The sequence below is a fragment of the Prevotella melaninogenica genome (assembly GCF_003609775.1).
GTDB classification, from domain to species: Bacteria; Bacteroidota; Bacteroidia; order Bacteroidales; family Bacteroidaceae; genus Prevotella; species Prevotella melaninogenica_A.
The window spans coordinates 777682-791500 of the sequence record NZ_AP018050.1 but is presented as its reverse complement, the minus strand read 5'-3'; the positions used below and the strand labels follow the sequence as shown (position 1 = coordinate 791500).

The 13819-nt window shown below is 40.3% G+C and carries 7 protein-coding genes and 8 pseudogenes; 13 read left to right on the top strand and 2 right to left on the bottom strand.

Annotated elements, in window-relative coordinates:
- The first annotated feature begins 95 nt into the window (after positions 1-95).
- Positions 96-317: a hypothetical protein gene (locus tag PMEL_RS09870; RefSeq protein WP_004356044.1), complete on the top strand. Its 222-nt coding sequence runs from the start codon at positions 96-98 to the stop codon at positions 315-317.
- Between the two features lie 297 nt (positions 318-614).
- On the opposite strand, the gene PMEL_RS12435 is transcribed toward PMEL_RS09870, so the two are convergent.
- Positions 615-872, bottom strand: a complete 258-nt coding sequence (locus tag PMEL_RS12435) for a hypothetical protein (RefSeq protein WP_231999415.1) — start codon at positions 870-872, stop codon at positions 615-617.
- Between PMEL_RS12435 and PMEL_RS09865 the strand changes: the two genes are divergently transcribed.
- Positions 754-1383 (top strand): leucine-rich repeat domain-containing protein, encoded by a 630-nt coding sequence (locus tag PMEL_RS09865; protein WP_231999470.1) that lies wholly within the window; start codon positions 754-756, stop codon positions 1381-1383. The two genes, PMEL_RS12435 and PMEL_RS09865, sit on opposite strands and share 119 nt — an antisense overlap.
- A gap of 337 nt (positions 1384-1720) precedes the next feature.
- Here PMEL_RS09865 and PMEL_RS09860 read toward each other — a convergent pair.
- Positions 1721-1936: pseudogene (locus tag PMEL_RS09860) on the bottom strand (IS1380 family transposase); the annotation flags it as partial.
- Positions 1937-2092: 156 nt separating this feature from the next.
- Here PMEL_RS09860 and PMEL_RS09855 point away from each other — a divergent pair.
- The 11 genes and pseudogenes from PMEL_RS09855 to PMEL_RS09810 form a co-directional block, all read left to right on the top strand.
- Complete coding sequence (locus tag PMEL_RS09855; protein WP_145985365.1) at positions 2093-3046, top strand: hypothetical protein; 954 nt, start codon at positions 2093-2095, stop codon at positions 3044-3046.
- Between the two features lie 104 nt (positions 3047-3150).
- Positions 3151-3273 (top strand): hypothetical protein, encoded by a 123-nt coding sequence (locus PMEL_RS12515; RefSeq protein ID WP_257899590.1) that lies wholly within the window; start codon positions 3151-3153, stop codon positions 3271-3273.
- Between the two features lie 791 nt (positions 3274-4064).
- Positions 4065-4676 carry a hypothetical protein gene (locus tag PMEL_RS09850; RefSeq protein ID WP_120175109.1) on the top strand — a complete coding sequence of 204 codons (612 nt, stop codon included), beginning with the start codon at positions 4065-4067 and terminating at the stop codon, positions 4674-4676.
- A gap of 123 nt (positions 4677-4799) precedes the next feature.
- Positions 4800-5027, top strand: coding sequence for a hypothetical protein (locus PMEL_RS09845; protein WP_120175108.1), 228 nt, complete (start codon positions 4800-4802; stop codon positions 5025-5027).
- A gap of 272 nt (positions 5028-5299) precedes the next feature.
- Positions 5300-6394 (top strand): annotated as a pseudogene (locus tag PMEL_RS09840) (aldose epimerase family protein).
- 42 nt (positions 6395-6436) lie between these two features.
- A pseudogene (locus PMEL_RS09835) lies at positions 6437-7723 on the top strand (MFS transporter).
- An 88-nt stretch (positions 7724-7811) separates the two neighbouring features.
- A pseudogene (gene galK, locus PMEL_RS09830) lies at positions 7812-8968 on the top strand (galactokinase).
- Positions 8969-9191: 223 nt separating this feature from the next.
- A pseudogene (locus PMEL_RS09825) lies at positions 9192-9862 on the top strand (NUDIX hydrolase).
- A 492-nt stretch (positions 9863-10354) separates the two neighbouring features.
- Positions 10355-12370 (top strand): annotated as a pseudogene (locus tag PMEL_RS12510) (transketolase family protein).
- A gap of 64 nt (positions 12371-12434) precedes the next feature.
- Positions 12435-12880 (top strand): annotated as a pseudogene (gene rpiB / locus PMEL_RS09815) (ribose 5-phosphate isomerase B).
- Between the two features lie 689 nt (positions 12881-13569).
- Positions 13570-13815 (top strand): annotated as a pseudogene (locus tag PMEL_RS09810) (helix-turn-helix domain-containing protein); the annotation flags it as partial.
- Positions 13816-13819 lie beyond the last annotated feature (4 nt).

Here is a 13819-nt window from a genome sequence, read left to right as displayed (position 1 = left end):
ATCACTTAGCCTTTTAATCCGTACCCAGACCCGTACTTCGTAATTGCTGCGCCCATCATTCAAGACTGTCAAATCGGGTCTTTCCTGTCAAGCCAATGATGCCTATGCGTATGCCAAACACATGGATTACGGATTTCTCGTTCCGTGAACAAACACTTTATCCGCAACTCTGCTATGTGGTGTATTGGCTTAACTCCATTTCTATGGGCAACACTTTTGTTGCAGATTTCAAGCAGCTTTTATCGAAATACCCATCAGTAAGAACTCGTTTATTAGGCTTTCCTCATAATTGGGAACAAGAGCCTTTGTGGAGATAAAATAATTGCCCTGTTTCTTAAAAAGCACTGGGGCAAACCAGCTCCGTCTTTAATTGTTTCCAATAAATGGATTGTTTCAAGCCCCTATAGAAAGAGAACAAAAATTCCTGTGTGAAAATTAATCTACGACAAGGAGCAAGCAAGGAGCAATATCAAACAAAAATCAATACCTTTGCAGTACATATGAGATAGACCAAAACAAAAGTGGAATATCGGAAACGAATAGCAAGGAAAAGAGAAGAAACGACCCAAGTTGATGTCCTTTTTGAGTTAATAATCAATAAAAGCGTTAAATCTTCACCTTTTAGAATGTGCAATTAAAAATAACAACCATATTTCTGACTTATTATCTATAAAATATTGAGTAATAATCGGTTGTAAATACGCTGGATGTAGTTCTCTAACTTCTGTAACCATTCCCAATAGTGTTACAACAATTGGCGACAATGCTTTCAACGGTTGTCGCTCTCTAACTTCTGTAACCATTCCAAATAGTGTTACGACAATTGGAAAGGCTGCTTTCAGTATTTGTAGCTCTCTAACCTCTGTAACCATTCCAAATAGTGTTACTACAATTGGCTACAATGCTTTCATGGGTTGCAGTTCTCTAACTTCTGTAACCATTCCTAATAGTGTTACGACAATAGGTGGCGAAGCTTTTAGCGGATGCACCAACCTACAAAAAGTACATATCGGAGATAGTGTTAAGGCTATAGGAGAATACGCATTTGATTACTGTACCAGTATAACACAGATTTCAAGTGAGGCAGTCGTACCTCCAACCTGTGAATCAGGTGTTTTTACCAACATTAATAAATCTAAATGTAAACTTATTGTTCCTAAGAATAGTCTTGACGCATATAAACAAGCATACCAATGGAAAGATTTCTTATTAATAGAGGATAATACTACTGGCATTACAAACACTGTTTATAATAAAGCAGGACTTGCTGATGTCTATACAATAGATGGAACAAAACGGCTAAGTAAAGCAAGCACCGACGAAATTAATGCTTTACCTAAGGGTGTTTATATTGTCAATGGTAAAAAGATAATCATTAAATAACAGACACATCGGTTTTCCTAAGCCACACCATATATTTTTACTTGTTGTATGTTCGTCTGACAAAGAAAGATGAATAAGAACAGAAACTTACAAGAAAAACATTGAGGGCTTATATAGAAAACCTTATTACCATACAGCAGCAAATGAGCAATCATTTGCTGCTTTTTCATTTATTCTCTTACACATATCAACGCAAAGAGTTATATTTGCAAAACGAAAAGGAGAATAATATATGATTAAATTTGAACTTGAAGCACCCACTTCTGCCTACAATATCCCCTTACCCCACAATGTGACTTGAGGCAATACATAATATCATTCCCATAAGTTGTAGTCATTATCCAAAATCAGTCTGGAAAACATCTGCGTAAGCATTATTACAGGTATAGATATTCAGCACATACCGCCTTGATGTCCTGATCCACTTGGCTGGTACAGAAATAAACCTGAAGACAAACGCTTTTATGCGACTTGTTGCATTGAGTCCGAACTTCTTTACGTCGAGTCTTTGAATAATGGCCTTGTAAAAGTCACAGATAAGTGCTGTAAGAAGATGGCATAGTATAGATTTGATAAAGATAGCAAATTTATTATCAATACACTTGACATGAATGTTATTTTTATTTATCTTTGCAGTAGATAATCGATTATCTCTTAATTTAATCAACTAAAAATCAAAGAAAATGAAACAAATGAACAAACAAACGAAATGATTCTATACTGTGTCATTTTAGTGATAGCTTCAATAGGATGTACAAACATCGAATCAAACCAAGGAGGTGAAGTGGTAAAGGACGAAACCAGAAACTTTTTTAAGGCACTGACTCTCAATGTCCCTGCCATTGCATCAACTCAACTCATTCCAACAGGAAAGACCAGAGCGAGCAATGCCAAAGACTCCATCAATACGAGTAATTATGTAACATTACATGCTGATTTCCCTGAAGATGCAACAGAGATACAGAAAAAGTTACTTAAATACGTACGAACGGTACAGGATGTATCAGATTTTCATAGAATAACTGCTGCAGATTTTTCCATAGTACCAAACATGCAAAGTGGAGAAAATGATATTATTGTTTCAACTGTGGAAATCAAAAATGTTTTAAATCCTATGTTGGGCGTAAGTAGGGGATACTTGCTGGAGCAAGATATAACAGAAGAAGAACTTAATCAAATAATAGCAGAGACAGGAGCAAGCGACGAGGATGTTATTCTTGTAGCAATGATTTTAGGTAATCAAGACATTCAACGTGCAGAGTTACAAGTTTCAAAGAATGAAAGACAAACATTTAATTTCTTAGCGACACCATGTTATGCCAAAGACAATTTTGCTAAACAAAGTAATCTAAAGGTTATTTTTGACTGTGCTTTAGAAGCCATAGGAGCAGACATATTTACAAATGTAGTTGCATTTGCAAACGCCAAATGGTCAAAAGTTGTTATTAAAAAAAATTTTAAGATTGTTGCTAAGAGAGCTTTAGGTCCAGTCGGTGTAGGAATAGCTGTAGCAGAATTTGGATGGTGTATTTACAGGCACGGTAATACAGACTGTTCTATTTATGCTTCTCCCGAAATGGTAAAACAGTTGGAGAATAATACGATTGAAGAAAAATTGCGTGAATTAGAAAAGCAGCAAGAAGTAAAGAAAAGAAAACAGTAAAAGAACTAAGAAATAATATGATAATATTTGCATTTGCACTTTGTGCCGTTTTAGTTTATATAACTGTCAAGAGCGTGTGGGGGTTATTTAAGAACTGGAAAGAAATGGATTTCAAATCTTGTCTTATCAACATCACCCTCTCTATTATATCAGTTGGCGGTTTTACTTATATTCTTTGGAAGCAAAAAGCCATACAAGATGTGATAGAATTCATAAAGAATATCTAAAAAAACAAAGAGCACAGCAGGTTTTCTAATCCTACTGTGCTCTTTTTACATTTAACTATTCTATGCTTATCTGAGTAAAATGAGTTGTAGGAATACTACTTATAAAAATAAATTCAAATCAAAAAAAGATGGTAGGAATGATTGCTATTCCCATTAAAATGAGATATAAGTAAGCCCCCAAAAGCCTAACATATACGGATAAATCTTATCGGACATCATCTGTTAAGGACTTTGGACTTTCAGAAAGTAAATTAGCAATCAAAACTAAAGGGTAACCGCACTCATACTTACTTTGTAAAGAAAAATCATAAACTGATTTTTTAATTGGTGCTTAATTGCATTCGAATTAAGGCTTAATTGACTTGCAAAAGATGCCCTTTTGAGGTCTAAGTAACGCCCTTTTGAAATGCAATTAAGCATCTTTTCTTTTACAATCAGACAACCGCTTGATTATCTGATAGTTACAAACCTAAGTGAAAACGCTGTTTTTCGACTGAAAACAAGCTTATAGGATCAAAAAATGTCATAATATTTCACACAAAAGTACTCTAAACAGATGCTTATACAAGCGTATTAAGTTTAGGTATTCAGTAAAGTGAACCACAAAAGAACAAGCTAAAATACATATAAAAAAAACTTGATACAAAAGAACTTATCAATAAATATTAACACATGAGAAAATAAAAAACTAACAATTGAGAGTTTCCTCCTTTTTTATATATATCTTTGCACAGAAGAAAAGAAACTGAGAACAAAATTTATCATTAATAAAACTTTCAAACATTAATCTTATGAAACGAATCATATATCTATTCTTATTAGGAATTGTACTATTGACAGCTTGTCAAAACAGCCCTTCCAAGCAAACAGATAAAGATGGTCAGAACATCGATAGTACAAAGCAGGAAATAAATATCGATAGTATCCAACAAAAGGCTAAGGTTGATAGCGTTAAGCAAATCCTTGCAAAAACGACTGATCCCTTGAAGCGAATCAAGCTTCATCAGCAAATAATTGACATCCAATTTAAGGGCGCATCACCAGAGGAGCGTTGTCGAATCTTTGATGAGTTTAGTACGGAAGTGCAAAAAGAGCTGAATAAGATCAATGACCGTGAGAGTCATTTCCTTGGGCACTATTTCGAGTATAAAATAGACAGCATGGGTAATGAAATAGTGCCACACGATTCCATTAAAAAGAAGGAGCTGTTCTATAAGAACGCAGGGATAGAAATAGTAGATTTAGGAGAAGGAATCGTAGAAATGAACCTTCAAACTAAAACATACATTCAGTATGTCAAACTATTGCCTAAGTACTATCAGGACTATTGGTACCTGATAAAGGATGCAGAGAACATTGCCCCAGATGCTGTCCTCGTAATATCGTGGCGAAGGTTGGGGTAACCTGCTTGCTCGACACGAAGCTTACGTAAAAACATATCCAACAAAGAAAGAATTTTCTGTAGACTACAAGATGACTATATATTCCTTCAGTCTGCCTATTTATTTGGCGTAGACAATACTCCTGTGTATTATGAAAACATAGACAAAGAAGTTAAAGAAGAGTGGAAACGATTCATGAAGGCTTACCCAGATAGTCCGACAGTACCTTTTATCAAAGACATGCTTCGGATGAAGAGTCAAGAGGATAGGGATGCTATTATGCAAAAGCTAACAAAGTTCCAAGAGAGCTCAGACTATCCTTTGCTTAAACCCTGTCCAGGTAAAATCAGAGCCTATTCTGAGGAGTTTTAACAGAAAACAAAGGCACAAACTTGTAATTTGAGTAATCAACTCACACTTACAAAGATTGCTATAAGACTTTTGTAATTAAATTGAGTTTAACCCAAATCAGTCAATAGAGATATCGTTTCTAACAATATCTAATGACTGATTTGGGTTAAAACCTTGTTATGTTAATTGTTTTTAACACACCATACCCTATTATTTTCAAAGTTAAGTTTGCAGTTATCGTTTATTTTTATTTACTTTGCAGGTCTTGAAATAGTAACTAAAAACAGAACATCATGGTAAATGCCGAAGAGACACACTACGTGTGTGGTCTGAAGAAAGAGGACTTCCAGACTACGATAGATGGTAAGAAAACCGATCTCTATGTACTTAGAAATGCCAAAGGCAATGAGGTTGCAGTCACTAATTACGGTGGTGCGATTGTTGCTATTATGGTTCCTGATAAAGAAGGAAACTTGGCAAATATCATACAAGGACATGACAATATACAAGAGGTCATCAATTCACCAGAACCTTATCTTTCAACCCTTATTGGCCGTTATGGTAATCGTATTGCCAAAGGTCGTTTCCAGTTGAACGGAAAGGAATATAAACTTGCTATTAATAATGGTCCTAACTCTCTGCATGGAGGTAAGGAGGGCTTTAATGCAAAGGTTTGGGATGCCGTACAGGTTAACGACCACGCCGTTGTGTTAAAGTACACTTCTTCGTACGGTGAGGAAGGCTATACAGGCGAAGTTGAAGTTTGGGTAGCCTATTCATTCTCTGATAACGACGAACTCATTATCAAGTATTCTGCAAAGACTAACAAGAAGACAATCATCAACCTTACCAGTCATGGTTTCTTCTCTTTGGCAGGTATTGCTAATCCAACACCAACAATTGACGATTTAGAGTGCCAGATTAATGCTGACTTCTACCTCCCTATTGATGAAACATCAATTCCAACAGGTGAGATTTTGAAGGTAGCTGGTACTCCATTCGAACTTCCGTGAACCAAAGCCAGTAGGTCAGGATATTCGATGCTGACCACGAGCAGATTAAGAATGGCGCAGGTTACGACCACTGTTTCGTACTGAATAAGAAGGAAGAAGGCGAGCTATCATTCGCTGCACGCATCAAAGAACCAAAGAGTGGCAGAACTATGGAGGTTTATACAACAGAGCCAGGTGTTCAGGTATATACCCCACAACTGGGCTGACGGATATAAGGGTCAGCATGGTGCAACCTTCCCACGACGCAGTGCTATCTGCTTCGAAGCACAGCACTTCCCAGACAGTCCAAACCATCCTTATTTCCCTTCAGTCATCTTAGAGCCATGCAAGGAGTACACACAGAGAACTATCTATAAGTTTGGTGTAGAGAAATAAGCATCCAAAAACGAAATAATAAATAAAAATTGAAATATCAAAATGGAAAATCAAACTAACAAAAAAGGAACCTTGGTGGCAATTATCACCATGATGTTCCTATTTTGCTATGATCTCTTTCGTTACCAACATGGCAGCACCATTTGGTACAATTTGGAAACAGCACTATGACTGGGCTGGTATGATGGGTAACATGATGAACTTCTTGGCTTACCTCTTCATGGGTATTCCAGCAGGTATGATGATTACAAGTATGGTTACAAGAAGACTGCTCTTGTTGCTTTGGCACTTGGTTTCATCGGTATTGCCATCCATATGGTTCCAGTAGAATGGATGGAAACGAAATCAGCACATACGTAGTTTACCTTGTTGGTGCCTTCGTTTGTGGTTTCTGTGTTTGTATCTTGAACACTGTAGTAAACCCAATGTTGAACCTTCTTGGTGGTGGTGGTAACCGTGGGTAACCAGCTTATCCAGACTGCGTGCATCATTGAACTCACTCGCAGCAACACTGACTCCGATGGTTGCAGGTTCTATGATTGGTGAGATTACTAAGAGTACATCACTTGAGGTTGTATCTCCATTGTTGCTTATCGCATTGGTATCTTTGCAGCATCATTCTTTATCGTTTGGTTTACACAGGTTGACTGAGCCAGAGACAGAGAAGGCTGATGTTGTTGGTGGTATCAAGGGCGCATTAGGCTATCGCCAGTTGTTGCTCGGGTTATCATTGCAATCTTCTTCTACGTAGGTATTGAGGTGGGTATTCCAGGTCAGCTCCTGTTCTACCTCAGTCAGCCAGTTGCAGAAGGTGGTGTACTCGGTAGTGCTGCCATCGCAGGTCTTATCGCTGGTATCTACTGGTTGTTGATGCTCGTTGGTCGTTTCGTAAGTGCCTTCATCAGCGGTAAGGTATCTTCACGTACACAGCTTACAGTGACAACAGCCTTGGCTCTCGTACTTCTTATTGTGGCTATCTTCATGCCAGAAGCAAATACAATGAGCCTTACAATTCCTAATATTGCAGAGAGCACATGGATTGAGGCTGAGGTTCCAACAAAGGTATTACTCATCATCCTTTGCGGTATCTGTACATCAGTAATGTGGGGTGTTATCTTCAACCTCGCTACAGAGGGTCTTGGTAAGTACACAGCTACAGCTTCTGGTCTCTTCATGACCATGGTTGTTGGTGGTGGTGTTATGCCATTGATTCAGAACATTATGGCTACAAAGGTAGGCGACATCCAGAGCTACTGGCTCATCGTTGGTATGTTGGCTTACATGCTCTTCTACGCTTTGATTGGCTCACATCCTTCAAAGAAGGCTTAAACAGACATCTTTATAATGGCAGGCATCACGCTTGCCATTATATCGAGATAATTTAATTATATCCTAACAATCATCAAATATTACTAACATGGACATAGAATTCGTAAGAAGTCGTTTTATTAAGCATTTCGACGGCAAGACTGGAAACATCTATTTCTCACCAGGACGTATCAACCTCATTGGCGAGCACACTGACTATAACGGTGGTTTCGTATTCCCAGGTGCAGTAGACAAGGGCATCATGGCTGAGGTTCGCCCTAATGGTACAGATACTGTTATGTGCTACTCTATCGACCTCAAGGATCGTGTAGAGTTCAAGGTTAACGACCCAGAGGGTCCACGCGCAACATGGGCACGCTTCATTTATGGTATGGTACAGGAGTTCAAAGCACTTGGTGTTGACGTAAAGGGTTTCAACATTGCTTTTGCTGGTGACGTTCCTCTCGGTGCAGGTATGAGTTCTTCTGCCGCTATGGAGAGCTGCTTCGGATGCGCATTGAACGACTTGTTCGCTGATAATAAGATTTCAAAGTGGGACATCGCACTCGCTGGTCAGGCTACAGAACACAAGTATATCGGTGTGAACTGTGGTATCATGGACCAGTTTGCAAGTGTATTCGGTCAGGAAGGCAAGTTGATGCGTCTTGATTGCCGCAGCCGTGAGTTCGAGTATTTCCCATTCAATCCACAGGGTTACAAGCTTGTTCTTGTAAACTCAAAGGTTAAGCACGAACTCGTTGGTAGCCCATATAACGATCGTCGCAGAAGAAGAATGTTGTTGCAGCTATCGCTGAGCAGTTCCCAGAGAAGAAGTATGAGACATTGCGTGATGTTAACTGGGACGAGTTAGAGGCTGTTAAGGACAAGGTAAGTGCTGAGGACTACCAGCGTGCACACTTCGTTCTCGGTGAGAAGGAGCGCGTACTCGCTGTTTGCGACGCACTTGTTGCTGGTGACTATGAGACTGTAGGTCAGAAGATGTATGAGACTCACCACGGACTCAGCAAGGAGTATGAGGTAAGCTGCGAAGAGCTTGACTTCCTCAACGACGTTGCTAAGGAGAATGGCGTGACTGGTTCTCGTATCATGGGTGGTGGCTTCGGTGGCTGTACCATCAACCTCGTTAAGGACGAGTTGTATGACAAGTTCATTGCTGACGCAACTGAGAAGTTCACAGCAAAGTATGGTCATGCTCCAGAAGTTTATCCAGTGGTTATCAGTGAAGGTTCTCACAAGGTTTGCTAAGAACATAATAGCATCTAACAAGGGGCCACTTTCATTGATATTTAATTAGTATAAGGGCTGGATTCTCTATAAGAAGTTCAGCCCTTATCTAAAAATAAGAATCATAAATACAAGAAGTAATCCAACACAAGAATAACTTTAAATTCCAATACATAACAGAAAAATTATTACTACGTAACCAAAAAACAAAACAAGTTTACATCTCTAAATCAAAACCTACAACATGAATAAATACTATAAAGGAGAACCCAAACTTTTAGTTTCGGTTGACTGCATCGTACTCGGGTTCGAAAACAAAAAGCTACAGCTACTCGTTGGTAAACGTAAAGTTGAGCCGTACAGCGGCAAATTATCTCTCTATGGTGGATTCGTAAGAGAGAATGAAAGTTTGAAAGAAGCTGCTAACAGAGTTCTTTTCCAGTGTACAGGCATCAATGATATTTATATGCGACAGGTGGGTGCTTTCGGTGAAACCGATCGTGACCCAGGTGATCGTGTCATCTCAATTGCTTATTGCGCGCTCATCAATGTGTCTGACTACGACCATAAGCTATTAGAAGAAAATGATTTACAATGGGTTGACATCAACAAGTTGCCAGAGTTGTTTGGTGACCACATCGAAATGGTACAGATAGCATTAAGCCAACTCCGCAAACTCATCAACAAAGACCCACTCGGTTTCAATCTTCTCCCAGAGCTCTTCACGCTCACACAGCTTCAGAATGTCCACGAAGCAATCATGGGTGTTGAAATCGACAAGCGTAACTTCCGTAAGCGTATCAAACAAATTGACTTCATCGAGAAGACAAAGTTCATTGATAAGATTACGAGCAAACGTGGTGTGCTGCACTGTATCGCATTAATAAACAAGCATATACAGACGCCTCACTATAATCATTAATAGTAAGGCGAACGATATAAATGTTTAGCTAAGAAAAAAGATAAAAGGGTATATCGAATGTAAAAACGTCATTGACGAACATTCAGATATACCCTTTTTATCATAGAATTATCCATCAATTACTGTTTCTCTTGTGGCTGATAGCATACTTACGCACCCACAAGACGACTGGTGCTAACGTCCAGCACCAATCGTGTGAAGCCTCCACAATAGGTGCGAAGCGTTAACACCATATAAAAGGGGGATAAAAAGAGGCAAAAAAGAGAAGAAAAATACATCTCTCACAGGTAAAACCGTTTGTAGCCGAAGAAGAATAGCACTTCAACAAAATAGCCATAAAACAGCCACTCACCAACTAAACAAAGCAAAGCGAATACAATGCTTTGGGCAATTTTGGATATTTTGGGAAAATAGTAAGTTTATTATTTTGATGTCTCCATATTTATCTTTATATTTGCATTATAATTTAAAAATCCTATCTATTTATGAATGACAAGAAATTGATGAACAGAGCAGCGGATAACATTAGAATTCTCGCAGTGTCAATGGTTGAAAAAGCTAAATCAGGTCATCCTGGTGGAGCTATGGGTGGTGCGGACTTATAAAACATCCTTTTCTCTGAATTTCTCGTCTTCGACCCAGAACAGCCTGAGTGGGCAGGACGTGACCGATTCTATCTTGACCCTGGTCACATGTCACCAATGCTTATGCGGCATTGACCCTTCAGAGAAAGTTCACGGTTGACGATATTAAACAATTCCGTCAGTGGGGGTCAATCACTCCGGGACATCCTGAAAGAGACATCGCACATGGTATCGAAAACTCTTCTGGTCCACTTGGTCAAGGTCATGCATACGCAGCTGGTGCAGCCGTAGCTGAGAAGTTCCTTGAGGCGCGCCTTGGCAGCACTATGATGCAGCATAAGATTTATGCCTACATCTCTGATGGTGGTGTCCAAGAAGGTATCAGCGCAGAAGTAGGTCGCTTGGCTGGCAACTTGGGTCTTAACAACCTCATCATGTTCTACGATGCCAATGACATTCAGCTCTCAACTGAGTGTGGAGCCGTTATGTCTGAGGATACAGCAATGAAGTATCAAGCATGGGGCTGGAACGTATTGAAGATTGATGGTAACGATCCAGACGCTATCCGTGAGGCACTTGTTGCTGCTAACAAGGAAGAACGTCGCCCAACTCTTATCATTGGTGAGACCATCATGGGTAAGGGTGCTTTGCAGGCAGACGGTAGTAGCTACGAACATAGCATTAAAACACATGGCGCACCATTGGGTGGTGACGCCTATACAAATACAGTAAAGAATCTTGGTGGTGACGTTGAGGACCCATTCAAGATTTTCCCAGAGGTTCAGAAGCTCTATGATGACCGTGCAGCAGAACTCAGAAAGATTGTTGCTGAGCGTCATGCAGCTGAAGCAGCTTGGGAGAAAGAGAACCCAGAAAAGGCAGCACAGATGCGTGAATGGTTCTCTGGCAAGGCTCCAAAGATTGATTGGAGTGGCCTTGTACAGAAGCGCGACATTCCTACACGTAATGGTTCTGCAGCTTGTCTCGGTGTTATCGCTGAGCAGGTTCCTAACATGATCGTGTCATCAGCCGACCTCAGCAACTCTGATAAGACAGATGGTTTCCTCAACAAGACTCACGCACTCACACGTGACGACTTCAGCGGTGCCTTCTTCCAGGCAGTGTTAGCGAGTTGGCAATGGCATGTATGTGTATCGGTATGATGCTTCATGGTGGTGTTATCACCGCAATGGGAACCTTCTTTGTATTCTCAGACTACATGAAACCAGCTATCCGTATGGGCTGCCCTCATGCGCACTCCAGTTAAGTTTGTATGGAGTCATGATGCATTCCGCGTTGGTGAGGATGGTCCTACCCATGAACCAGTAGAGCAGGAAGCACAGATTCGCTTGATGGAGAAGTTGCAAAACCACGCTGGACAGGATTCTGTTCGTGTACTTCGTCCAGCCGACAGTGATGCAGCAACCGTATGCTGGCAGATGGCTATGGGAGAACATGGATACCCCAACAGCACTCATCTTCTCACGTCAGAACGTGAAGAGTTTGCCAGAAGGAACAGACTATCAGCAGACTCGCAAGGGTGCATACGTCGTAACTGGCTCTGATGAGCAGTTTGATGTTATCCTCGTTGCAAGTGGTTCTGAGGTTTCTACCTGTGTTGCTGGAGCAGAGTTGTTGCGTAAGGACGGAGTGAAGGTACGCGTTGTTAGCGCACCATCAGAGGGACTCTTCCGCCGTCAGAGCAAGGAATATCAGGAGCAGATTCTGCCAAGAGATGCCAAGATCTTCGGTCTTACAGCTGGCCTTCCAGTAACTCTCGAAGGATTAGTTGGTGCCAATGGTAAGGTATTCGGCCTTAACAGCTTCGGATTCTCAGCACCTTATACAGTCTTAGATGAGAAGTTAGGCTTCACTCCTGAGAATGTTTACGAGCAAGTAAAAGCATTTTTAGCATAAACGTTTAACCTGAGTCTCTAAATTCCTCACCGAAGGCAGAGGCTCATAAAAACCTAAACAGCTTATGGAAATTAAGAGTAGGAGTTGCTTGCGACCACGCAGGCTATCCATTGAAAGCAGTTCGTAATCCAGTATTTGGAAGAAACACAAGTATGCATATAAGGATTTTGGCTGTAATAGTGATTTGAGTTGCGACTATCCTGATTATGCTCACCCATTGGCTGAAGCCATTGAAAGCGGTGAAGTTTACCCTGGTATTGCTATCTGTGGTAGCGGTGAGGGTATGGCAATCTCACTCAACAAGCACCAAGGTGTACGTGCAGGTTTGGTATGGAATAAGGACGTTGCTGAGCTGACTCGTCAGCATAATGACGCAAACGTTATTGTCCTCCCTGGCCGTTTTATCGACAACAAGACTGCTGAGAAGATTCTCGATGCATTCTTCAAGCAAGCTTTGAGGGTGGTAGACACGAGCGTCGCGTTAAAAAGATTCCTGTTCAGCAAGGCTAATCTCAGCTTTGTCTGATTGAATAATACAAACAAAGGAAAATAAAAAAAAGGTGTTCAGAGTTTTCTGAACACCTTTCTTTTTTTCATCATTAATGTCATTTTTGTAGAATAATGACTGATTGGGGGTAACTATCGAGCATATTACTCGATCTTTCAACAACTCATATCAATCTATGTCAAGGTAAAAAGCCCTCCGACACCCCCGTTCCTCCGTGTGAGATTTAGCCTCAAAAGCACAAAGAAATATATTAACAAAATATCAAAGAAGAGATAGGGAAATAGCTTAAAATCGACTTCTCACAACGCCTCTGTAAGTTTCTTGTTACCAAGTAGTTGCAAAGTAAGCTTTTAAAAAGGTGCTTAGTAAGGGTTCAAAAGGGCGTTAATAAGACCTCAAAAGGGCATCTTTTGGAAGCCAATTAGGCGTTATCTACAAGCCGTTTGGTGGTCTTTACAAAATCAGTATGTGAAAATATCGGACAAAAAGGAGTCTTCTAAAGTTTGAAGTAACAGACGTTGTCCGCTATACCTGCGTTACAAAAACAGCCAATCTGCTCGATAATAAAACAATATATGTTTAGACTCAAATGACCGATTTGGCTTTAAGAAATAAAAAACAGAGCTACTCTAAGTTTCTTACTGCAAACTTAGAACTGCTCTGTGTATCGTTTGATATAATAAAAAGGTGGACACCCGTGCCCATGTCTGTGGACGAGGCAGCAGAGTATTTAGGTATCCTAAGGGTACGCTCTACATGAAACTGTCAGAAGGGACAATCCCTGCCACCAAGCCCGGCAAACGCTATTGCCTTTACCGTGACGAACTGGACAAGTGGCTGGAAACCGCCCGAAAGAATCCCATACCGTTGTCAGACGAGGACTGAACAAGTCTTATCCTCTTCCCACCGTCGCAAGCCCAACCCACGTAACTGGTGAATGA

Bases quoted from the DNA above. Each gene is read 5' to 3' on its own strand.
- PMEL_RS09870 (WP_004356044.1), top strand. From the start codon at position 96: ATGATGCCTATGCGTATGCCAAACACATGGATTACGGATTTCTCGTTC.
- PMEL_RS12435 (WP_231999415.1), bottom strand. From the start codon at position 872: ATGGTTACAGAGGTTAGAGAGCTACAAATACTGAAAGCAGCCTTTCCA.
- PMEL_RS09855 (WP_145985365.1), top strand. From the start codon at position 2,093: ATGATTCTATACTGTGTCATTTTAGTGATAGCTTCAATAGGATGTACA.
- PMEL_RS12515 (WP_257899590.1), top strand. From the start codon at position 3,151: ATGGATTTCAAATCTTGTCTTATCAACATCACCCTCTCTATTATATCA.
- PMEL_RS09850 (WP_120175109.1), top strand. From the start codon at position 4,065: ATGAAACGAATCATATATCTATTCTTATTAGGAATTGTACTATTGACA.